The organism is uncultured Mediterranea sp. (assembly GCF_902493215.1).
In the GTDB taxonomy this organism is placed as follows: Bacteria; Bacteroidota; Bacteroidia; order Bacteroidales; family Bacteroidaceae; genus Bacteroides.
This window is the reverse complement of the sequence record NZ_CABUOL010000002.1, coordinates 56,381-78,342: the sequence shown is the minus strand read 5'-3', so window position 1 is coordinate 78,342 and position 21,962 is coordinate 56,381. Positions and strand designations below refer to the sequence as shown.

24 protein-coding genes and 1 tRNA gene are annotated in these 21,962 nt (G+C 51.1%); 15 read left to right on the top strand and 10 right to left on the bottom strand.

The features are described from left to right. Nucleotides 1-18: 18 nt before the first annotated feature. From RDO88_RS01585 to RDO88_RS01545, 9 genes are all read left to right on the top strand, one after another. Nucleotides 19-1,215, top strand: coding sequence for an MFS transporter (locus RDO88_RS01585; RefSeq protein WP_307757695.1), 1,197 nt, complete (start codon nucleotides 19-21; stop codon nucleotides 1,213-1,215). Beyond that, complete coding sequence (gene nth, locus RDO88_RS01580) at nucleotides 1,212-1,874, top strand: endonuclease III (RefSeq protein ID WP_307757694.1); 663 nt, start codon at nucleotides 1,212-1,214, stop codon at nucleotides 1,872-1,874. Before RDO88_RS01585 ends, nth begins: the two co-directional genes overlap by 4 nt. A 139-nt stretch (nucleotides 1,875-2,013) precedes the next feature. Then, complete coding sequence (gene pgk, locus RDO88_RS01575) at nucleotides 2,014-3,273, top strand: phosphoglycerate kinase (protein WP_307757842.1); 1,260 nt, start codon at nucleotides 2,014-2,016, stop codon at nucleotides 3,271-3,273. 71 nt (nucleotides 3,274-3,344) lie between these two features. Further along, a complete protein-coding gene (locus RDO88_RS01570; protein ID WP_307757693.1) occupies nucleotides 3,345-4,403 on the top strand; it encodes a porin in 1,059 nt (352 codons plus the stop codon). A gap of 28 nt (nucleotides 4,404-4,431) precedes the next feature. Then, on the top strand, nucleotides 4,432-5,346 hold the full coding sequence (locus RDO88_RS01565) for a glutaminase (RefSeq protein ID WP_307757692.1): 915 nt from the start codon (nucleotides 4,432-4,434) through the stop codon (nucleotides 5,344-5,346). A 110-nt stretch (nucleotides 5,347-5,456) separates the two neighbouring features. After that, a complete protein-coding gene (lysS, locus tag RDO88_RS01560) occupies nucleotides 5,457-7,187 on the top strand; it encodes a lysine--tRNA ligase (RefSeq protein ID WP_307757691.1) in 1,731 nt (576 codons plus the stop codon). Between the two features lie 10 nt (nucleotides 7,188-7,197). Next, nucleotides 7,198-8,193, top strand: coding sequence for an NAD(P)H-dependent glycerol-3-phosphate dehydrogenase (locus tag RDO88_RS01555; protein WP_307757690.1), 996 nt, complete (start codon nucleotides 7,198-7,200; stop codon nucleotides 8,191-8,193). Nucleotides 8,194-8,216: 23 nt separating this feature from the next. Then, a complete protein-coding gene (locus RDO88_RS01550; RefSeq protein WP_307757689.1) occupies nucleotides 8,217-9,554 on the top strand; it encodes a glucose-6-phosphate isomerase in 1,338 nt (445 codons plus the stop codon). A gap of 5 nt (nucleotides 9,555-9,559) precedes the next feature. Next, the gene (locus RDO88_RS01545) at nucleotides 9,560-10,303 is read left to right on the top strand and encodes an HAD-IA family hydrolase (RefSeq protein WP_307757688.1); all 744 of its coding nucleotides are present in this window, start codon (nucleotides 9,560-9,562) and stop codon (nucleotides 10,301-10,303) included. Between the two features lie 61 nt (nucleotides 10,304-10,364). Here the strand turns inward: RDO88_RS01545 and RDO88_RS01540 are convergent, their stop codons facing one another. Next, nucleotides 10,365-10,538 carry a histone H1 gene (locus RDO88_RS01540; protein ID WP_106068360.1) on the bottom strand — a complete coding sequence of 58 codons (174 nt, stop codon included), beginning with the start codon at nucleotides 10,536-10,538 and terminating at the stop codon, nucleotides 10,365-10,367. A gap of 151 nt (nucleotides 10,539-10,689) precedes the next feature. Here RDO88_RS01540 and RDO88_RS01535 point away from each other — a divergent pair, with 151 nt between their 5' ends. From RDO88_RS01535 to RDO88_RS01520, 4 genes are all read left to right on the top strand, one after another. After that, entirely contained in the window at nucleotides 10,690-11,334 is a 645-nt protein-coding gene (locus RDO88_RS01535) for an RNA-binding domain-containing protein (RefSeq protein WP_307757687.1), read from the top strand. Nucleotides 11,335-11,450: 116 nt separating this feature from the next. Next, entirely contained in the window at nucleotides 11,451-12,080 is a 630-nt protein-coding gene (locus tag RDO88_RS01530) for a hypothetical protein (RefSeq protein WP_307757686.1), read from the top strand. Between the two features lie 17 nt (nucleotides 12,081-12,097). Then, on the top strand, nucleotides 12,098-12,673 hold the full coding sequence (locus RDO88_RS01525) for a uracil-DNA glycosylase family protein (RefSeq protein WP_307757685.1): 576 nt from the start codon (nucleotides 12,098-12,100) through the stop codon (nucleotides 12,671-12,673). Nucleotides 12,674-12,761: 88 nt separating this feature from the next. Further along, nucleotides 12,762-12,834: transfer RNA gene (locus tag RDO88_RS01520), tRNA-Trp, on the top strand. Between the two features lie 58 nt (nucleotides 12,835-12,892). Here the strand turns inward: RDO88_RS01520 and RDO88_RS01515 are convergent. Genes RDO88_RS01515 through queD form a run of 5 tightly spaced genes read right to left on the bottom strand, consistent with a single transcriptional unit; the run spans nucleotide 12,893 to nucleotide 16,496 of the window. Next, nucleotides 12,893-13,471 (bottom strand): LUD domain-containing protein, encoded by a 579-nt coding sequence (locus RDO88_RS01515; RefSeq protein WP_307757684.1) that lies wholly within the window; start codon nucleotides 13,469-13,471, stop codon nucleotides 12,893-12,895. Continuing rightward, nucleotides 13,468-14,856 carry an LUD domain-containing protein gene (locus RDO88_RS01510; protein ID WP_307757683.1) on the bottom strand — a complete coding sequence of 463 codons (1,389 nt, stop codon included), beginning with the start codon at nucleotides 14,854-14,856 and terminating at the stop codon, nucleotides 13,468-13,470. The genes RDO88_RS01515 and RDO88_RS01510 overlap by 4 nt, the downstream gene beginning before the upstream one ends. Continuing rightward, the gene (locus RDO88_RS01505; protein ID WP_307757682.1) at nucleotides 14,853-15,593 is read right to left on the bottom strand and encodes a heterodisulfide reductase-related iron-sulfur binding cluster; all 741 of its coding nucleotides are present in this window, start codon (nucleotides 15,591-15,593) and stop codon (nucleotides 14,853-14,855) included. The genes RDO88_RS01510 and RDO88_RS01505 overlap by 4 nt, the downstream gene beginning before the upstream one ends. A gap of 38 nt (nucleotides 15,594-15,631) precedes the next feature. Further along, nucleotides 15,632-16,177, bottom strand: coding sequence for a radical SAM protein (locus tag RDO88_RS01500; RefSeq protein WP_307757681.1), 546 nt, complete (start codon nucleotides 16,175-16,177; stop codon nucleotides 15,632-15,634). After that, nucleotides 16,164-16,496 carry a 6-carboxytetrahydropterin synthase QueD gene (queD, locus tag RDO88_RS01495; protein ID WP_307757680.1) on the bottom strand — a complete coding sequence of 111 codons (333 nt, stop codon included), beginning with the start codon at nucleotides 16,494-16,496 and terminating at the stop codon, nucleotides 16,164-16,166. The genes RDO88_RS01500 and queD overlap by 14 nt, the downstream gene beginning before the upstream one ends. 113 nt (nucleotides 16,497-16,609) lie before the next feature. On the opposite strand from queD, the gene RDO88_RS01490 reads away from it, so the two are divergent. Continuing rightward, nucleotides 16,610-16,969: a YbaN family protein gene (locus RDO88_RS01490; RefSeq protein WP_075319091.1), complete on the top strand. Its 360-nt coding sequence runs from the start codon at nucleotides 16,610-16,612 to the stop codon at nucleotides 16,967-16,969. A 2-nt stretch (nucleotides 16,970-16,971) separates the two neighbouring features. Here the strand turns inward: RDO88_RS01490 and RDO88_RS01485 are convergent, their stop codons facing one another. The 3 genes from RDO88_RS01485 to RDO88_RS01475 are packed head-to-tail and all read right to left on the bottom strand — an operon-like array spanning nucleotide 16,972 to nucleotide 18,488. After that, nucleotides 16,972-17,553 carry a nucleosidase gene (locus RDO88_RS01485; protein WP_307757679.1) on the bottom strand — a complete coding sequence of 194 codons (582 nt, stop codon included), beginning with the start codon at nucleotides 17,551-17,553 and terminating at the stop codon, nucleotides 16,972-16,974. Nucleotides 17,554-17,573: 20 nt separating this feature from the next. After that, on the bottom strand, nucleotides 17,574-17,858 hold the full coding sequence (locus RDO88_RS01480) for a transcriptional regulator (protein ID WP_021848352.1): 285 nt from the start codon (nucleotides 17,856-17,858) through the stop codon (nucleotides 17,574-17,576). Between the two features lie 12 nt (nucleotides 17,859-17,870). Then, the gene (locus RDO88_RS01475) at nucleotides 17,871-18,488 is read right to left on the bottom strand and encodes a hypothetical protein (RefSeq protein ID WP_307757678.1); all 618 of its coding nucleotides are present in this window, start codon (nucleotides 18,486-18,488) and stop codon (nucleotides 17,871-17,873) included. Between the two features lie 316 nt (nucleotides 18,489-18,804). On the opposite strand from RDO88_RS01475, the gene RDO88_RS01470 reads away from it, so the two are divergent. After that, the gene (locus RDO88_RS01470) at nucleotides 18,805-19,146 is read left to right on the top strand and encodes a hypothetical protein (protein ID WP_307757677.1); all 342 of its coding nucleotides are present in this window, start codon (nucleotides 18,805-18,807) and stop codon (nucleotides 19,144-19,146) included. A gap of 90 nt (nucleotides 19,147-19,236) precedes the next feature. Here RDO88_RS01470 and RDO88_RS01465 read toward each other — a convergent pair whose 3' ends face one another. Next, complete coding sequence (locus RDO88_RS01465) at nucleotides 19,237-21,957, bottom strand: putative LPS assembly protein LptD (protein ID WP_307757676.1); 2,721 nt, start codon at nucleotides 21,955-21,957, stop codon at nucleotides 19,237-19,239. Nucleotides 21,958-21,962 lie beyond the last annotated feature (5 nt).

The window sequence follows — 21,962 nt, the reverse complement described above, 5'->3', positions numbered from 1 at the left end:
CGCTAAAACCGACCGTTCATGAAAGACCGGCTCATCACTCCGAGTTATTGCTTTATCCTGGCAGCCAACTTTCTGCTCTACTTCGGCTTCTGGCTGATGATGCCCGTACTCCCCTTCTACCTGACGGAAGTGTTCGGAGCGGACAAGTTCACCATGGGGCTCGTCCTGTCGTGCTACACCATTGCGGCCCTATGCATCCGCCCCTTCTCGGGCTACCTGCTCGACACGTTTGCCCGCAAGCCCCTCTACCTGCTGGCCTACTTCATCTTCACGTCTATCTTCGGTGGTTATCTGCTGGCCGGCACCCTAACCCTCTTCATCGCCCTGCGCATCGTCCACGGCGTGTCGTTCGGCATGGTGACGGTAGGTGGCAATACGGTGGTCATCGACATCATGCCCTCATCGCGCCGCGGCGAAGGACTGGGTTACTACGGGCTGGCCAACAACATTGCCATGTCCATCGGCCCCATGACGGGTCTCTTCCTGCACGACGCAGGCATCGGCTACACGTGGATATTCTGCGCCTCGCTGGGCTCGTGCCTGGCTGGCTTTTGTTGTGCTTCGCTGGTCAAGACGCCCTACAAGCCGCCAGTGAAACGCGACCCCATCTCGCTCGACCGCTTCATCCTGCTCAAGGGACTTCCTGCAGGAGCCAGCCTCCTGCTTCTGTCCATTCCCTATGGCATGACGACCAACTACGTAGCCATGTATGCTCGCCAGATTGAGATAGACGCCTCTACGGGCTTCTTCTTCACCTTCATGGCGCTGGGTATGGCTGTGTCGCGGCTCTTTTCGGGCCGGCTGGTGGACAAGGGAAAGATTACGCAAGTGATATCCGCAGGGCTGGTACTGGTAGTGTTCAGCTTCTTCCTGCTGGCCGCATGCGTATACATCATCCGCTGGGACAGCCAGGCTTGTACGGTGATGTTCTTCACCATCGCCCTGCTGCTGGGCATCGGCTTCGGCACCATGTTTCCAGCCTACAATACCCTGTTCGTCAACCTGGCCCCCAACAGCCAGCGCGGCACGGCCACCTCGACCTACCTCACCTCGTGGGACGTGGGTATCGGCATCGGCATGCTGGCCGGCGGATACATTGCCGAAATCAGCACCTTCGACAAGGCCTACCTCTTCGGCGCCTGCCTGACGGTGGTGTCCATGCTGTATTTCAACCTGAAAGTGGCGCCCCATTACCACCAAAACAAACTGAGATGAGAAAGAAAGAACGATACGAAAAAATACTGGCCTGGTTCAGGGAAAACCGCCCTGTGGCCGAAACGGAGCTACACTACAACACCCCCTTCGAGCTGCTCATCGCTGTCATCCTGTCGGCCCAATGTACGGACAAGCGGGTGAACATGATCACTCCCCCGCTCTTCCACGATTTCCCCACTCCCGAAGCGCTGGCCGCCACCACGCCCGAAGTGGTATTCGAATACATCCGTAGCGTGTCCTACCCCAACAACAAGGCCCGCCACCTGGTGGGCATGGCACAGATGCTCGTCAAAGACTTCGGAAGCCAAGTGCCCGACACGCTGGAGGAACTCGTCAAGCTGCCCGGCGTGGGACGCAAGACAGCCAACGTCATCCAGTCGGTCGTGTTCAACAAAGCTGCCATGGCGGTAGATACGCATGTCTTCCGCGTCAGCCACCGGCTGGGACTGGTAGGGCCAGGCTGCACCACCCCGCTAAGCGTGGAAAAGGAACTGACCAAGCACATCCCCGAGGCCGACATCCCCATCGCCCACCACTGGCTCATCCTGCACGGACGCTACGTGTGCCAGGCACGTACACCCCAATGCGATGCCTGCGGCCTGAAGATGCTCTGCAAGGATTACGAAAAAAGAACGGGAGCCAAAGAGGTGAAGAGTTAATTTACAGGGGGATATCCAACATATTTTTAACATTCAAGATTTAAAAAAGTGCCCGTTGCGAACATATTACAGAAAATAATGCTAACTTTGCGGGCAAGTAAAGCGAGAAGATTCGTAACACTTTTAAATAAAATAGAGCATTATGACAATTGATCAATTCAACTTTGCCGGTAAGAAGGCATTCGTCCGCGTGGACTTCAATGTGCCCCTGGACGAGAATTTCAACATCACTGATGACACCCGTATGCGTGCCGCTCTTCCTACACTGAAGAAGATTCTGGCCGACGGCGGTAGTTTGATAATCGGTTCCCACCTGGGTCGTCCGAAAGGCGTAGCCGAAAAATTCTCTCTGAAACACATCCTGAACCACCTGAACGAGCTGCTGGGCATTGAAGTTCAGTTTGCCAACGACTGTATGGGCGAAGAAGCTGCTGTAAAGGCTGCCGCTCTGCAACCGGGTGAAGCCCTCCTGCTGGAAAACCTGCGCTTCTATGCAGAAGAAGAAGGCAAGCCCCGTGGCCTGGCCGAAGATGCTACCGACGAAGAGAAGAAAGCAGCCAAAGCCAAGGTTAAGGAAAGCCAGAAGGAATTTACCAAGAAGCTGGCTTCGTATGCCGACTGCTACGTGAACGACGCTTTCGGTACCGCTCACCGCGCACATGCTTCTACAGCACTCATCGCACAATATTTCGACAAGGACCACAAGATGTTCGGTTACCTGATGGAGAAGGAAGTGAAGGCTGTTGACAAAGTATTGAACGACATTCATCGTCCGTTCACTGCCATCATGGGTGGTTCAAAGGTTTCTTCCAAGATTGAAATCATCGAAAACCTGCTGAACAAGGTAGACAACCTCATCATCGCCGGCGGTATGACTTATACATTCACCAAGGCTATGGGCGGCAAGATCGGTATCTCCATTTGCGAGGACGACAAGCTCGACCTGGCTCTCGACTTGATGAAGGAAGCTAAGGAAAAAGGTGTGAATCTGGTATTGGCTACCGATGCCAAGATTGCAGACTCCTTCTCGAACGACGCCAACACGAAGTTCTGCAAGGTAAACGAAATCCCTGACGGATGGGAAGGCCTTGACATAGGTCCTGAGAGTGAGAAACTCTTCGCCGATGTTATCAAGAGCTCCAAGACTATCCTGTGGAACGGCCCGACAGGTGTATTCGAATTCGACAACTTCACACACGGTTCACGTGCCGTAGGCGAAGCTATCGTAGAAGCAACGAAGAACGGTGCTTTCTCACTGGTAGGTGGCGGTGACTCTGTAGCTTGCGTCAACAAGTTCGGTCTGGCCAGCGGCGTATCTTACGTATCGACCGGTGGTGGTGCATTGCTCGAAGCTATCGAAGGAAAAGTTCTTCCGGGTATTGCAGCCATCAACGAATAAAACATAATCACCAACCGAAAGAGGGTGTGTCAAAAAAGAGATGCGCCCTCTTTCTTTTTTTAAAAACCCCAATGAAGAAACTACTGATACTATGGCTTGCATGCGCCTTCATAGCCACGGCCTCCGCACAAAGCAAACAGGAGGATGAGAAAAAGCCACAGGCCAAAACACTGACCAACGTCGTAAACACGCTGAAAGATCGCATTACGCTGGAAGGATACATCCAGCTGGGATATACCTACAACGACCAGCCCACAAGCAAAACCAACACATTCGACATCAAACGTGCCATCCTCATGGCTCGCGGACGTATCACCGACCGCTGGTCGTGTTACTTCATGTACAGCCTGGCCAACTCGCCCAAGGTGCTAGAAATGTATACTGAATATCATTTTCTGCCTGAAATCAGCGTACGCGTCGGCCAGTTCAAGACGATGTATTCCATTGAAAATCCCATGTCGCCCAGCGTCCTCGAACTGATCAACGTCAACTCACAGGCTACCAACTACCTGGCCGGATACAACGGAAGCGACCCGCTCTACGGCTCGACTACCGGCCGCGATATGGGGCTGATGATCTATGGCGACCTCTTCAAAAGTCTGCTGAGCTACAAGATAGCTGTCATGAACGGACAGGGCATCAACCTGAAGGACGGCAACAACCAGAAAGACATCGTGGGCAACCTGATGGTCAACCCGTTGAAATGGCTGTCCGTAGGCGGTTCTTTCATCAAGGGAAAAGGATGTGCTGTAGCGACTTCCGACATCAACCCCGACATCAACGTAGGCGACAGTTATACGCGTAACCGCTGGGCGGCAGGTCTCAAAATCAAGCTCAAACAATTAGACCTGCGTAGTGAATACCTGGCAGGAAAAGACGGCAGTGTGAAGAGCGACGGTTATTATGCCACGGCCAACGTGCATCTCATCAGTGACAAGCTGGACTTCATCGCCTCCTACGACTACTTCAATAAGAACAAGGCAACGGACAACAAGCAGACCAACTACATAGCCGGCCTGCAATGGTGGTTTTACCCCAAATGCCGTCTGCAGCTGCAATATACCTATTGCGATCCCCATCTGGGCGAAAGCTCCAACCTGTTGCAGACCCAAGTACAAGTACGCTTCTAAACTCCTTGTACATCCAAACTTTACAGCTATGAACTACGACCAGATTCTTCAAGAAATTTATCAGGAGATACAACCCTATGCCAGACAGGGAGAACCTGCCGCCTACATCCCCGACCTGTTGAAGGTAAACCCTGACCGCTACGGTATCTGCCTGCACACCCTCGATGGACAAGACTTTGCGATGGGCGATTGCGACGAACGATTTGCCATCCAGAGTATTTCGAAAGTCTTTGCGCTGGCCATGGGATTTGCCCGACTGAACGACCGCCTTTGGCAACGTATCGGTGTGGAGCCTTCGGGCAATGCCTTCAACTCCATCTTCCAGCTGGAGCTGGAGCATGGTATCCCCCGCAATCCACTCATCAACGCAGGGGCGCTTGTCATGACCGACATTCTTCTCTCCGTACTGGAATACCCCGAACGTGAATATCTGGCCTTTGTGCGTAGCCTTTGCGGATGCGATTCCATCCAATACGACGAGAGTATGGCCGCTTCGGAGCGCGACAACGGCTATCTGAATGCGGCTATCGTGAACATGCTGAAGTATTATGGCAATATCGAAAACGACGTGGAGCGCGTACTCCGCTTCTATTTTCGCCAGTGTTCGGTCAAGATGAACTGCCGCGAATTGTCGCGCGCCTTCCTACCCTTTGCCGACCACACGCACGCCTTCAGCTTCGACGGAACCGAACTCACCACCTCGCAAGTGAAACGCATCAATGCCATCATGCAGACATGTGGCTTCTATGACGAGGCCGGCGAATTTTCCTACCTGGTAGGATTACCGGGCAAGAGTGGCGTGGGAGGAGGTATAGCCGCCATCTGTCCGCGACAATACTCCGTAGCCGTCTGGAGCCCCCGGCTCAACAAGAAAGGAAATTCGGTAATGGGGCTGAAGGCACTCGAACTGCTTACCACGAAGACAGCCGTCAGCATTTTCTGACCATTTTTCACCGGCACAGGCTTCACGCCGTTCTTCATTTTGGCGAAAAAGCATGCGAATGTGAAAAATGTTTCGTATTTTTGTACCCAAATTGAGTGAAAATTAACGATATGAACGTTTTAGAACTAAGTGAACAGGAAATCATTCGCCGCAACAGCATGAATGAACTTCGCGCGATGGGTATCGAACCCTATCCCGCAGCAGAGTATGTAACCAACGCTTTCTCTACAGACATAAAAGCTGAATTCAAAGACGAAGACGAGCCTCGCCAGGTGTCCATCGCCGGACGTATGATGAGCCGTCGTGTCATGGGAAAAGCTTCCTTCATCGAACTTCAGGACTCCAAAGGACGTATCCAGGTGTACATCACCCGTGATGACATCTGTCCTGATGAGAACAAGGACATGTACAACACCGTGTTCAAACGTTTGCTCGACCTGGGCGACTTCATCGGTATCGAAGGTTTTGTTTTCCGTACCCAGATGGGCGAAATCAGCGTACACGCCAAAAAGCTGACCGTACTCGCCAAGAGCCTCAAGCCCCTGCCTATCGTGAAATACAAGGATGGCGTGGCGTACGATTCCTTTGAAGACCCTGAACTTCGCTATCGCCAACGCTACGTTGACCTCATCGTGAACGACGGCGTAAAAGAGACTTTCCTGAAGCGCTCCAAAGTTATTTCTACCATGCGTGCCGTGTTGGACGAAGCCGGCTATACCGAAGTGGAGACTCCTATCCTCCAGTCTATCCCCGGCGGTGCAAGTGCCCGTCCGTTCATTACCCACCACAATTCGCTGGACATCGACCTCTATCTGCGTATCGCTACAGAGCTTTACCTGAAAAGACTCATTGTGGGCGGATTTGAAGGTGTATACGAAATCGGCAAGAACTTCCGCAACGAGGGTATGGACAAGAACCATAACCCCGAATTCACCTGCATGGAACTCTATGTACAGTACAAAGACTATAACTGGATGATGAGTTTCACCGAAAAGCTGCTCGAACGCATCTGCATTGCCGTAAATGGTTGTACAGAAACTGAAATAGACGGCAAGACTATCAGTTTCAAAGCTCCTTACCGCCGTCTGCCTATCCTCGATGCCATCAAGGAAAAGACCGGCTATGACCTCAACGGCAAGAGCGAAGATGAAATCCGCCAAATCTGCAAAGAACTGAAGATGGATATTGACGATACCATGGGCAAAGGCAAGCTGATTGACGAAATTTTCGGCGAATTCTGCGAAGGTACCTTCATCCAGCCGACTTTCATCACCGACTATCCTGTCGAGATGAGTCCGCTCACCAAAATGCATCGTAGCAAACCGGGCCTTACCGAACGTTTCGAATTGATGGTAAACGGCAAGGAGCTGGCCAACGCCTATAGCGAGCTGAACGACCCCATCGACCAGGAAGAACGCTTCAAGGAGCAGTTGCGCCTGAGCGAGAAGGGTGATGACGAAGCCATGTTCATCGACCAGGACTTCCTGAAAGCTCTGCAATATGGTATGCCTCCCACATCGGGTATCGGTATCGGCATCGACCGTCTGACCATGCTGATGACAGGCAAGGCCTTCATTCAGGAAGTATTGTTCTTCCCGCAGATGCGCCCCGAAAAGGTAACACCGAAAGATGCACCTGCCAAGTTCATGGAATTGGGCATCCCCGAAGCATGGGTACCTGTGATTCAAAAAGCCGGATACAATCAAGTGGCCGACATGGCAGAAGTCAACCCTCAAAAACTGCACATGGACATTTGCGGCATCAACAAGAAATACAAGTTGGAATTGGCCAATCCGAGCGTGAACGACGTGGCCGGCTGGATAGAAAGATTGAAGAACTAACGAAATAGAGATGAAAGTTCCTGGAAAGATAGCCATCATGGGCGGAGGAAGTTGGGCAACAGCCATTGCCAAAATGGTGCTCAATCAGGCAGAGTCGATTAATTGGTACATGCGGCGCGACGACCGCATTGCCGACTTCAAGCGGCTGGGCCATAACCCCGCCTATCTGACAGGCGTCAAGTTTGATACCAAGCGGATCAATTTCAGTTCGAACATCAACGATGTAGTCAAGGCATCCGATACACTGATATTTGTTACGCCTTCGCCTTACCTCAAATCTCATTTGAAGAAGCTGAAGACGAAAATCAAGGATAAATTTATCATTACAGCCATCAAGGGCATTGTCCCCGATGACAATCTGATTGTATCCGAATACTTCACCAAAGAATATGGTGTACCGGCCGAGAACATAGCTGTAGTAGCAGGTCCCTGCCATGCCGAAGAAGTGGCACTGGAGCGTCTGTCCTACCTCACCATCGCTTGTCCCGACATCGAAAAAGCATCGGTTTTTGCCCGTCATCTCAGCTGTTCCTATATCAAGACTTCGGTCAGCAACGACGTGGCAGGCATCGAATATGGTTCGGTACTGAAAAACGTTTACGCCATCGCAGCCGGCATTTGTAACGGTTTGAAATATGGAGACAACTTCCAGGCTGTACTCATCTCGAATGCCATACAGGAGATGAACCGTTTCCTGCAAACGGTTCATCCACTTGACCGTAACGTCAACGACTCGGCCTATTTGGGCGATTTGCTCGTAACGGGTTACTCCAACTTTAGCCGTAACCGTACGTTTGGCACCATGATAGGAAAAGGCTATTCAGTAAAAAGCGCCCAGATAGAAATGGAAATGATTGCCGAAGGTTATTATGGGACCAAGTGTATCAAGGAAATAAACAAACACTATCATGTCAACATGCCTATTGTGGATGCAGTCTATAACATTCTGTATGAACGGATCTCGCCCATGATAGAAATCAAATTGCTGACAGATTCTTTCAGATAAAACTTTTTTTAAATTAAGATAGTATGATTAGTTTAAACATTGAAAAGACTTTTGGATTTATTTCCAAAGAAAATGTTGCCGCTTACGAAGCAAAAGTAAAAGAAGCACAAGACGCTTTGGAAAATGGCACCTGCAAAGGTAACGACTTTTTGGGTTGGCTGCACCTGCCGTCATCCATCACCAAAGAGCACCTGGAAGACTTGAAAGCTACAGCACAGATATTGCGTGAAAATTGTGAAGTTGTAATCGTAGCAGGTATCGGCGGAAGCTATCTGGGTGCACGTGCAGTCATCGAAGCACTTTCAAACAGCTTTGTCTGGTTGCAGGAAAAAAAGAACGCCCCTACCATTCTTTTCGCCGGTCACAATATCGGTGAAGACTACTTATACGAACTCACTGAATATCTGAAAGACAAGAAATTCGGCGTCATCAATATCTCCAAGTCCGGTACAACTACTGAGACTGCCCTCGCTTTCCGTCTGTTGAAAAAACAATGCGAAGACCAGCGTGGAAAAGAGATGGCGAAGAAAGTCATCGTAGCCGTTACAGATGCCAAGAAAGGTGCTGCACGCACGACTGCCGACAAGGAAGGATACAAGTCGTTCATCATCCCCGACAATGTAGGCGGACGTTTCTCCGTACTGACTCCAGTTGGTTTGCTTCCTATCGCCGTAGCCGGCTTCGACATTGACAAGCTGGTGGCTGGTGCCGTTGAAATGGAGAAGGCTTGTGGTGCGGACGTTCCTTTCGAACAGAATCCCGCTGCTCTGTATGCCGCTACCCGCAACGAATTGTACAAGAATGGCAAGAAGATTGAAATCCTTGTCAACTTCAACCCGAAACTTCATTACGTCAACGAATGGTGGAAACAATTGTATGGTGAATCCGAAGGTAAGGAAGGTAAGGGCATTTTCCCTACTGCCGTAGATTTCTCGACCGACCTTCATTCCATGGGCCAATGGATTCAGGAAGGCGAACGTACCATCTACGAAACCGTTATCTCGGTTGAACAACCGACCCACAAACTGGAAGTACCCAGCGATGCAGAAAACCTGGACGGCTTGAATTTCCTGGCCGGCAAGCGTGTAGACGAAGTCAACAAGATGGCCGAACTGGGCACACAGCTGGCTCACGTAGACGGAGGTGTACCCAACATGCGTATCTCTGTACCGACCCTGAACGAAGAATGTATCGGCGGTCTGCTCTACTTCTTCGAAAAAGCCTGCGGTATCAGCGGTTATCTGTTGGGAGTCAACACGTTCAACCAACCGGGTGTAGAGGCCTACAAGAAGAACATGTTTGCCCTGCTCAACAAACCTGGATACGAAGAAGAATCCAAAGCTATCCGCGCAAGACTGTAAGCTCTATGAATTCCATTCAACAATCCATAGCCCGCTATCTGCAAGGTAGCGGGCATTCTTGTATCCGTCTCAAAGCAATATTGTTCGACATGGACGGAGTACTATTCGACTCCATGCCCTATCATGCCGACGCTTGGCATACGGTAATGGAGCGTCGTGGCCTCCACTTAAGCCGCGAGGAAGCTTTTCTGCACGAAGGACGTACAGGAGCATCGACTATCAACATTGTATACCAAAGGCAGTTCGGCAAAGATGCCACTCCCGAGATGATCGAAGAAATCTATGCCGAAAAAAGCCGGGAGTTCAACAAGCATCCCGAACCCGAACGCATGAAAGGTGCTTGGGAACTGATGCAAAAAGTAAAAGCCTGCGGACTTACTCCCGTATTGGTCACCGGCTCGGGACAAACTTCCCTATTAGAAAGACTGAGTCATAATTATCCCGACACCTTCGATCGGAACCACATGGTTACTGCCTTCGATGTCAAATACGGCAAACCACATCCTGAACCCTACCTGATGGGATTGGAGAAAGTACATGCAGCCCCCAATGAAGCAATTGTCGTCGAAAACGCCCCTATCGGTGTACAGGCAGGCGTTGCGGCAGGTATCTTCACCATAGCCGTCAATACAGGTCCCCTGGCCGAACAAGTGCTGCTCGATGCAGGCGCCAATCTGTTATTTCCATCCATGCAAGACTTTTGCAACCAATGGGAAGCCGTCTATCAGGCACTTCAGAATACCCACTAAAAAAAGAAGGTGACCGCTCCGAAGAGTAGTCACCTTCTTTTTAATTTCTTTTACTGCTATCTTATTTTGCAGCTTCCAGAGATGCTTTACGGAAAGCCTTCATTGCCTTTTCAATTTCCAAAGAGGCCTTACGTGCACGTGTACCGGCAGCCTTGTTACCATTTTCCAACTGTGCTTTTGCATCTTTCTCAAATGCTGCATATAACTCAGCAACCTTTTCTACTAATTCTTTCATAATCCCTTTAAGTATTTACTTTGTTAATAATGTACGGCAAAAATACATTCTTTTGTGAAATAAACGCACAAAAAGAAGATTTTTTTTCACCGTAGCCGCATTTTTAGGAGAAAAAAGGAATATTCAGCGTTTTTTCCCTACTTTTGCAGCCATGAAACCTCTGACAGACACTGATTATATACATGCCCTGATTGCTGAAGGAGAGCATCAGCAACAAGACTTCAAATTCGAAATATCGGACGCACGCAAGATAGCCAAGACCCTCTCCGCCTTTGCCAATACAGAAGGAGGACGGTTGCTGATCGGCGTTAAGGACAATGGCAAGATAGCCGGCGTGCGCTCGGAAGAAGAGATATACATGATTGAAGCAGCCGCCGAACTTTATTGCAAACCGACGGTCGAATATCAGACACAAACCTTTCAGATTGAAGGACGGAACATCCTGATTGTACAGATAGAGGAAAGTGAACAGAAACCAGTATATGCCCAGGACGAATCGGGAAAATATCTGGCCTATCTCCGCATCAAAGATGAAAACATCCTCGCCACCCCGGTACACCTGCGTGTATGGCAACAAAGTGGAAATCCGCTTGGCGAACTGATGGAATATACCGAACGCGAGCAACTGCTGCTCGATCTGTTGAAACAGAACGAGCTGTTGTCACTCAACCGATATTGCCGTCTGGCACATCTTTCGCGCCGTGCTGCCGAACACCTGCTGGCCAAATTCATCCGCTACGACATCGTGGAGACCGTTTTCGAACATCACAAATTCCATTTCCGGCTGAAAAAATGAATCCGATTGAAATGCGGTACGAGAAAGTTAAGAAATAAGCTCCATACAATATTGGTGTAAATCAACTTATTTCGTAATTTTGCGCCACAACTGAATAATCATACAATAAGAAATATATGGGAATATTTGCCAACTTATTCAAAAAGAATAGCGAAGAGAACTCCTCCAAGAACGTTGAAGACTTTGTCTTGCTGACACGCGTCTACTTCCAATCCGTAATAGCGGCCAATCTGGGCATCACCAACATACGTTTCGTGCCCGACGTTGCCACATTCAAGCGCCTGTTCAAGATTCCTACCCAGGGTGGACGATTGGGTCAGGCCGAAAAGGCCGCATCCAAGAAAATGCTGATGCAGGACTATGGCCTGAGCGAAAACTTCTTCAAGGAAATTGAAGCTTCCATCAAGAAGCATTGCCGCACCCAGAACGATGTCCAAGCCTACCTTTTCATGTACCAGGGATTCTCCAACGACCTGATGATGCTGATGGGCAACCTGATGCAGTGGAAATTCCGCATGCCTTCCATCTTCAAGGGCGCCCTCAGAGCCATGACGGAAAAGACCGTCCACGAAGTCTGCACCAAGACTGTGTGGAAGAAAGACGACGTCCACAAGACGGCTGCCGCCGTACGCCAATACAAGGAACGCCTGGGCTACTCCGAACAATGGATGACAGAATACGTATACAACGTCGTAGTACTGGCCAAAAAGGAAGCCAAGCATAAGAAGCACGAAGACAAGGAATAACCTCCGACAGACCTTTTATGGAAATAGAACAGCACCCGCTCGAACCCTTCCTGCCGGCCGCTGCCCGGCTGCTGATGTTGGGCAGCTTTCCGCCGCAACGCAAGCGGTGGAGTATGGAGTTCTATTACCCTAACTGGAACAACGATATGTGGCGCATCGTGGGCCTCATCTTCTTCGGCGACAAAGAGCACTTTGTTGTCAAGGGAAAAAGGGCCTTTTCCAAGGAAGAACTCATTGCTTTCCTGCAGGAAAAAGGTATTGCCCTTTATGACACGGCCACGGCTGTCCGACGTCTGCAGGACAATGCATCCGACAAGTTTCTGGAAGTGGTACAACCTACAGATGTCCGCGGCCTGCTCGAAAGACTTCCCCAATGCCGCGCTATCGTCACCACCGGCGAAAAGGCTACCGATACATTGTGCCGCACGTTCTCCCTTACAGCTCCCAAGGTGGGCGACTTCACCGAATTCCTTTTCGAAGGACGTCCCCTGCGTCTCTATCGCATGCCCTCTTCCTCGCGGGCCTATCCGTTGGCTCTGGACAAGAAAGCGGCCGCCTATCGGGTCATGTATCAGGACTTGCAAATGCTATAAAAGAAAGTATAATCAGAGGCAAGAAGAAAAATAAAGCGGCAAAGGTCTTGCAAAATCAAAACTTTCCACTACCTTTGCAGCCGCAAACACGGGAATAGCTCAGTTGGTAGAGCATCGGTCTCCAAAACCGAGTGTCGGGAGTTCGAGCCTCTCTTCCCGTGCAACAAAAAATCCGGTATCCTTCAAAGGATATCGGATTTTTTGTTGTAAGGATAAAAATTACTTCAAGACGACCAGCACCTTACGCGCGCCATGGGCTCCCATAACCAGCGCCTGCTCGATATCGGCCGTCTTCGAAGGTCCCGAGATGAATACGCCATAAGGATAGGAAACTGTCTTTAAAGCAGCATAGGCCTCGTGCATATTGTTGACCAGACGGTTGCGATCCACAACTATCAGCAATGCCTCCGCAATGAAATACAGCAACTTATGACGAACGGTCTGCGGAATCCAGACCGCCCCATTCTCGGCCACTCCCATTTCACCCGACACCACAGCCAGGTCTACTCCGTTCAAATCCTGCGCACGCTCCACCTCGTCGGGATTCAGCGTAGCGCAAGTCACTTCTGTCAAAGTCGAAGCAATGCTACGCGCTTCAGGGAAACGCGTACGTATGATGGCATCCAGCGTATCGCCCTCCTGCCACACCACTGCATCACCTCCCACCTGACGGCTGACTTCACAAAACTGTTTCACCTTGTCGGCATAGGTCGTAGCCTTTATCTCCCAGCGGGGATAGTCGAAACGCAACTTGGTATTCCGACGTATCTTGTCCAATATTTCGTCACGATTGCTCATTTCTCAGATTCCTCCTTTCCCTGTACTTTGTTTTTCTTCCACATCTCGTTGAACGATTCCGAAGCAAACTTGGGCAGCTCACGCCCCTTGCCCCAATCATTCAGTCCATTGTATTTCATGAAACGGGGCAACCCGTTCACCATCGGAGCCGCCCAAAGTGCCGCATTGAACAGGGCCGGACGCTCCATCAGGAATTTCATTCCGCCAGACATATACTGCTTCTCGCTGCTGGCCTTGCCAATAGCCTTCAACCCCTGACGCCACTTATAGATCTGTTCGCCCAAATCGACCTTGGCCGGACAAACATTGGAGCAGGAAAGGCAAAGCGAACAGGCCGAAAGATTGTCGTAATACTTCTGCGGATCGTGTGCCATCCCCAGATTGATGCCAATTGGCCCTGGAATGAAATAGGTATACGAATAGCCACCGCTCCGCCGATAGACGGGGCACGTGTTCATGCACGCTCCGCAACGGATACAGTTCAGCAGACGGATGTGGTCGGTATCGGCCAGCATGTCGCTGCGTCCGTTGTCTACTATAATGATGTGATACTCGCCTCCCTCACGCGGAGAGCGGAAATGGGACGTATAGGTGGTACTGGGTTGTCCTGTACCCGAGCGGGCCAACAGACGGGTAAAGACACCCAACGCCTCCATGTCGGGTACAATCTTCTCCAACCCGAAAGCCGAAATGTTCAGCTTGGGGCAGGACATGCCCATATCGGCGTTGCCTTCGTTGGTACATACCACGACATCACCCGTCGAGGCAACGGCAAAGTTGGCACCAGTCATGGCTGCATCGGCATTCAGAAAAATGTCGCGCAGGTTCTTGCGGGCCACATGGGTCAGATAAGTAGGATCGTAGTTGCCCTTTTCGGCCCCCATCTCCTTCTCGAACAGTTCACCCACCTGCTGACGCTTGATGTGTATGGCCGGCAGCACCACATGGCTGGGCGGCAGGTGCATCAGTTGCAGGATACGTTCGCCCAAGTCGGTTTCCACCGTATCAATGCCCTTGGATATCAGGAAAGGATCCAGCTCGCATTCCTCGGAAAGCATGGATTTGCTCTTGACAAAGCGCTTGACGCCGTGGCTGCGCAGCAGGTCGTAGATGATGTTGCGATACTCCTCCGCATCCTTGGCCCAGTGTACAATGGCGCCATTGGCGGTGGCGTTCTCCTCAAAATCGACCAACAGCTCTTCCAGGTGGCTGTTGGAATACAATTTCAGCTGACAAGCCTTCTCGCGCAGGTCTTCCCACTCGGACAATTCCCGGCTCATCTTGTCGCGTTTGGCACGGACCATCCAAAGGGTCTCGTTGTGCCATGCCACCTGTTCCTTGTTCTGGAGGAACTTCTCGGCGGCTTTCGAATGCTTGGTACTCATAGTTGTGAAGCCAATATTTCTACAATATGAATGGTTTTAATGGGCAGATGTTCGCGGTCAATGACGCCCTGCATGTGCATCAGGCAGGAGCTGTCGGCCCCGGTGATGTATTCGGCACCTGTTTCCATGTGATGCCTGATCTTGTCCTGGGCCATGCAGACCGAGACGGCCTGTTCTTCTACGGCAAACATACCGCCGAAACCGCAACACTCGTCCGGATGGGCCGGCTCAAATACTTCGATATCCTTCACCAGCCCCAAAAGATCGCGCAACTTGTTATAGTAAGGAATGTTACGCTCACTGGGCGAAGAGAGATTGAGCTCGCGTACGCCATGGCAGCTGTTGTGTATGCTCACCTTATGGGGAAAGCGTGCACTCAGGCTGTCAGGCTTCACCACGTCGTGAATGAATTCACAGAGGTCATAAATCTTTCCCGCACTCCGGCACACGTGTCCTTCGCGCTTCAGGATATCAGGATGATTCAACTTTACAAAAGCCACGCAGCTGGCCGAAGGACCGACCACGTAGTCATAATCCTTGAACAAATCGTCGAAACGGAGGGCCAGCTTGGAAGCCTCGCCCTCGAAACCGGCATTGGCCATAGGCTGTCCGCAACACGTCTGGTCCAGCGGATAGTCCACGTCTACACCCAAGCTCTTCAGCAATTTATAGGACGCCACTCCCACCTGGGGATAGATGGCGTTGATATAACATGGAATAAACAAACCTACTTTCATGGGTTCATCAGATTGATTGAATGATATGGTTAGTTTTCTTATTGTATGTCTATCAGCTTATGCGTCTGCAGACTGAGCCGCCAACGCGGATGCGCCAGCACACAAGCCACCGTCTCGGCCGTATTCCGGCATGAGCAGGGCTGCAGGAAGAAGTGTGCGGCAGGCAGCTGTTCGTAGGGCGTCAGGTCCTGTCCCTCGTACACCACCTTCACTTCGTCCATGCGGGCCAACTTCAGTACGCCACCCTGTTTGGGTGAACAGGTCACCCAGTCGATACCTTCCGGCAGGGGACGGGTACCGTTTGTTTCGATGCAGATGTACTTCCCAGCCCGATGCAACAGGTCTACCAATGTCCCGTCAATCCAAAGCGACGGCTCTCCCCCGGTCAGTATCACCATGCGGGCCGGATATTTCTGTACTTCGGCCAGGATGGCTTCATCGGTCATCAGCGTGCCTTCCTCGTGACGCGTGTCGCAGAAGGGACATTTCAGGTTGCACCCCGAAAAGCGCACGAATACGGCAGGAGTACCCGTATGGAACCCCTCACCCTGCAGACTGTAGAATATTTCGTTAATCTTTCTCATAGACGGCCATGTTTCCTTCGGACTCCTGCACCTCTACCTTGAAGCAGGCAGGTATCTGGTCACACACCCAACGGGCGATGTTCTCGGCCGTGGGATTGCAGGGGATGACTTCGTTCAGATTCTTGTGGTCGAGACGGTCCATCACCGTCTGCTTGATGTGGGTAAAGTCCACGACCATGCCGTCCTCGTTCAATTCGCGCGAACGGCACCAGACGGTGATAATCCAGTTGTGACCATGCAGATTCTCACACTTGCTGGGATAAGAAAGGCGCAGGCTATGGGCAGCCGACACCTCCATGCGTTTGACTACTGTGTACATAGGTTTAATACGCTTACTAAAATAAATGTTCCTATATAAATTCTGCATCTAATGTCACCTCGATGCTGCGGCAAAAATACAAATTTCTTCGTTATTTTTTCTACATTTGCGCCATGAAAGTAATCTGCATCATTTTAGGAAGCCTGTCGCTGGGACTGGGCATTGCGGGCATATTCCTGCCCCTGCTCCCCACCACGCCCTTCCTGCTCCTGACAGCAGCCCTCTACTTCCGAGGCTCGCCCCGCCTGTACGACTGGCTGTTACGACAGAAGCGGCTGGGCCCCTATATCCGCAACTTCCGCGAACACAAGGCCATACCGCTTCATGCCAAAATTACTTCCGTCAGCCTGACGTGGATTACCATTCTTTACTGCGTGACCTTCCTGATTGCAGCCCTCTGGCTTCGGGTCCTGTTGCTCCTATTGGCTGCAGGCATCAGCTGGCATATCTTGTCGTACAAAACCTTGAAATAACCTTAGACACCACCCGTCCGTTCAAAGAAAGCCTCCAAAGCCTGCCGGGCATCGGAGAGCTTGTCCTCCCAATGCTGCACGGAATTCTGCCCGATGACGTCGGTCACATACTTCACCGCCACAAAGGGTACCCCCTTCGCACGGCACACCCAGGCCTGGGCATAGGCTTCCATATCTACCACGTCGCCTTCCACGTCGGTCAGCTCGGTCAGGAAGGAGTCGCCTGTATTGCATACCCCGTCCGTCCCCTGCCAATGAAGGCAGTAACCTTTCTCTTCCAACAGGCCGGACACGTCGAGACGGCAATCCACACCCAATCCCTGTACTTTCTGCAAGTCGCGGTCGACAAAGCGGCGACAGACAAAGATGTCGCCCACACGATGGCCGACCGTACCGGCCGTACCGATGTTGATTACCAGATCGGGCTGCAGACGGTTAAGCGCTTCGGTCAGGTAATAGGCAGACTTCACCTTGCCGATGCCTGTACGCAGATAGCCCACCTGCACTTCGTCACTTCCCCGTATGCCGGGGAATTTCAATTCCGTAAATTCGCCTTGAACAGCGTAAGTAACCAGTATTTTCATTGTAATTCCTTTTTTAATCTTCATTTCACAATATATGTCTTCAGCGCTTCCACATATTCCTCGAAGGCATCCACTCCCTGGGGCGTAATTTTGCAGAGCGTGCAGGGCATCTTTCCCTTGAACGTTTTCGTCACCTCCACATAGCCCGCTTTGCTGAGCTTGTCTATCTGCACGCTCAAGTTGCCCGCCGTAGCTCCCGTCTGCTGGCGGATGTAGACAAAGTCCGCCTCTTCCACGCTGATAAGCAGCGACATCACGGCCAGGCGCAGCTCACTATGAAGCAATGGGTTCAGTTCTCTAAACATATCGGTTCCTTCTCATTTTCCAAATGAAACATCCTTTCGCACACGACGGTTCAACACATGACCGGGAATAACCAATGAAAACAGCAGAATAAGGACAAAAATAATCAGCGTGTCCATGGAAGCCCCGTCGGTTGCCACCTCGAAAACCTGCTCCAGGCTCCAGGCAAACCCACACGAAGGCAAACCCGAGAACAGCGTATAGCGGATAATAATACCCGTAAGCAGGCTGCCGAGCGAAACCAGCAAGCCACACAGGGGCAGAATCATTTCATAACGATGATAGAGCGTGGCGAACCCGGCCACTGCGCAGCAGGCTATGCCGACTATCTGCCACACCTGCCCTACTACACGGTCGGTATAGTCCTTCGCTCCCCGTTCCTTCCGCCACTTGCGCCCGAACCACCAGGACAACGGCCACCCCACTATCGGCAAGGCCCAAAAACCCCACAAGGCGACGGCATTTCCCGTCAGATACCACGCAGCCAGTACACCCAGCGTAACCACTGCCCCTACATATCCCCACAACAAGAACATGTTCCCTCCACCTGCATCCAGATTGCGGCGTGTGTTCCGAATCATCTGTGCAATCAGTTCCAGACTTTCCTTCTCATTCAGTTTACGGTCTTCCATACGTTTTCCTCCTTACTTGTTTACGTTTTCGACATGCTGTTTTTACACTTCAGGATGCAATCATCCCGTTTTTCAGGTTCGAACTCTGTCGCAAAGATAACTAGTTTATTTTATAAACCAAATTATTCTATAAATTATTTTATATGAAACCTTGCCCTGAAAGCAATCCGCTTTCCGACGAAACATACAGAAGATTACCTTCCAACCGTCGGACTATCCGACAGGAAAGCCATTTCGATAAACTGCCGGACGGCGGATTGACACTTTGACACTTTGATTTCCCAAGCCCCTGAGAATCGTTTCTTTCGGCCCGAAGATGGAAGCGATGGAAAAAAACGGAGAAGAAAACACATTTCCATCTGTTTCACAACAGGATAGCGAAATATTTACAATTAAACTAGAACGGAAAAGCACCTTTCAAAGGACCTCCAAACATAAAAGCTGGGCAAAACGTCCGCAAGATATGGGCAAACCGAACACAAGACGTGGGCAAACCAACCATAAAACGTGGGAAAAGCAACGAAAAGATACGGGCAAACGGGTGAAAAGATACGGTCTTTTCGCCCAAAACATACGACCTTTTACCGGAAAACAAGGTATGAAATGCAGGGGAAGCGGGTATGAAACCCTCAGGGAGCTTCTATTTCGCGACTTCTAAAAACAGCGCATGTAAGCAGAAAGACGTATTGATGAGAAATTTGTCAACCACAAACCGAAAACAAACATCCATTTGCCAAATCCGCAGGAATCAATACCACTGGATATTGCTCTGCGTCTGGCTGCGCTGTTCCCACTTCAAGTCCTGCAGGATGCTGGCATTGGCACGGATAGTGAAGTTATAGTATTTCCAGCGGCCGAAGGGCGAAAGACTGGCCGACATGCTGAAGCAGTGCAGGTCGCGCGTAATGTTGAAGGCCGTCTGTACAATCTCCTTCGCATCGAAATCGTAACCCGAATTGAAGCTGATGGCCCACTTGTTGGAAATCTTGATATTGCCGTTGATGCTGAGGTTCTGCGTATATTTGTAGGGATAGCGCATCTTCTTCTTGTTGATTTCCGCGCTACGGTCTTCCGTAATGCCGAAACCATAGTTCACATTGATGGACCACGGCATCTTGAAGGCCTGATAGCCGTCACTGTCTACAGCCGCCTTCTCTTTCTTGCGCTTGCCTGGTACGCCCTCCGTGTTTTCTTCATCTCCGGCATCCTCATCCGCCTCGGTATTGTTGCCGTCCTTGCCTTCATCCAACTTTTCGCCGCGGAAGAAAGCCATCCACTTCTTCCAGGTATCGTTGTTGAAGGTGTAGCTGAACGAGGAGCTGTAGCCCTGGAAGATACCGAAGCGACCGTACGACCACTCCGTGCGGTCGTTGTCCACCACGTTGCCGCGCTCGTCGAACTTGTAACCGTAGGTTTTGAACGTCGAGCTCATACTGAACGTATAATTGCCGGGGAACTTCAGACGCGCGTTCAACGTCAGGTCACTCCAAGGCTTCGTAGCGGCAGCCATGTTGTAGGAAAGCTTGGCACCCAATTCATCAATCAGGCTGACCTTGCGGATGGAGTCGTTCTTGTCCTTGTACTTCATCTCCAGGTTGTTGGAGATGCTGAACGTGATGTTGCCCTGCTTGCCTCCACTGGGCACACCGAACATCTGGTTGGCGTAGTAGGAATACTTCACCGTGTCCTGCGTACCGTCGCCGTTCGGACGATAATAGGTATCATAATAGCCGAAGTGGGAAGTGGTGAAGTCGGGAGCAGCACTGAGGCTGATGGACGGCGTGATGACGTGGCGTATCTGGATCTGCTTCTTCGGGAAAAGGATAGGCTTGTACATACCGTAGATTTTCGTATTCAGCCCAAGGCTGGCGTTGTAGTTGTACACACGGTGGAAACCATAAATGGTATCGGTATTGACTTCCTTGTTGGCAGCCTCGTCCCATCCCTTCGTAATCTTGCGGGTATACCAGCGCTCGGTGTAGCTCACCGAAGGCGTCAGGTTGAAGTATTTGAAGAGTGTGAAGGTGGCACTGACAGGCACTTCGTGCTGCATACCGTTCTCCCAGTCTTTTATCAGATTGGACTTGAAGAGCAGATTGTCTTTGGTCTTGATACTATTCTTCATGTGTCCTGTGTAGCGCACGGAAATCTTCTCGTACCAACGTTCGTTGCCCACAGCCTTCTTCCGCTTGAAGGGGTAAATGTTACTCAGCGAAATGGTCAGGTCGGGCAAGGTAACCGAGATGGAGGAGTCCTTCATGGTCTGCGCAATGTTCGACGTAGCCGAAATGGTCAGCTTCTGGTCGGGGAAGCTACGGGTATAGCTGACACTCGAAGTCTTGGTGTTCTGCGTCATGGCCTGCGAGTTGTAGAGGTTACCGATGTTGGACATCTCATAGCTGCTGGTCGAGAAGTTCACGCTGGCCGAGAAAGTAGAATTTGGATTGGCTTTGGCGTCCTGACGGTGGTTCCACACAATCTTGAAGTCCTTGGACACAGAATAGTCGGGCAATCCCTTGTCGCCCGTCTTCGTCACCTGATAGCTGGCCTGCAAAAGTCCGGAGTAACGGTAACGCTTCACGTAATTGGTCTCGGCATTCAGCGCCCACGAACCTTTTGTAAAGATGTCGCCGCGCACTTTCAGGTCCATCTGGTCACTGATGGCAAAATAATAACCACCATCGGTCAGACCGAATCCTCGGCTGGAGTCGTCCATATAGGTAGGCATCAGGAATCCCGACGAATAGCTGCTGGAGAACGGGAAGAAAAAGAAAGGCACCGCCAGCGGCAGAGGTACATCCTCGACCACCAGATAGGCCGGACCGGTCACCACATTTTTCTTGGGGCGCACCTTGGCATAGGTCATCTGCATGTAGAAGTGGGGATGCTCGTGATTGTCGCAGGTGGTATATTTGCCGTCCTTCAGGTACATCTCATCGCCTGCACCCTTTTTGGCATTGTTTCCCGTCACATATCCTTCACCCTGCTGGCTCACCACGTTGCTGATGATACCCCGCTTGCTCTTGAAGTTGTAGCGGATGGAATTGGTCTCATAGGGAGTTTCGCCGTCCTTGAAGACAGGCGTACCCGTCATCACGCCCAGTGAATCCTCCACACCATGGGCATAGACCGTACTGCTATCCATATTCATGGTGATGACCGCAGCCGTCAACTCGGCCTGCGGATAGGTCACCTTGCCGTTTCCATACAGATGGGCATACCCGTTCTGCGTGAACACAATGGAGTCCGTCGCCTCATACACAACAGGGGCGTCGAGCGCGCTCTTCTTCTGAGCCGGTACAGAATCGGCAGCGATGGAGTCGTTCGGCAACGTGTCTCCCGCCTGCAACGAATCCCGCTGGGCTCTGGGGAACGTCACTCTCCTCCCTCGACGCTGAGATTCGGCTTCAGCAGAAATGATCAGCAAGAGAAACAGCAATAGGAATGATATGATGTTTTTTGGTTTCAATGGTC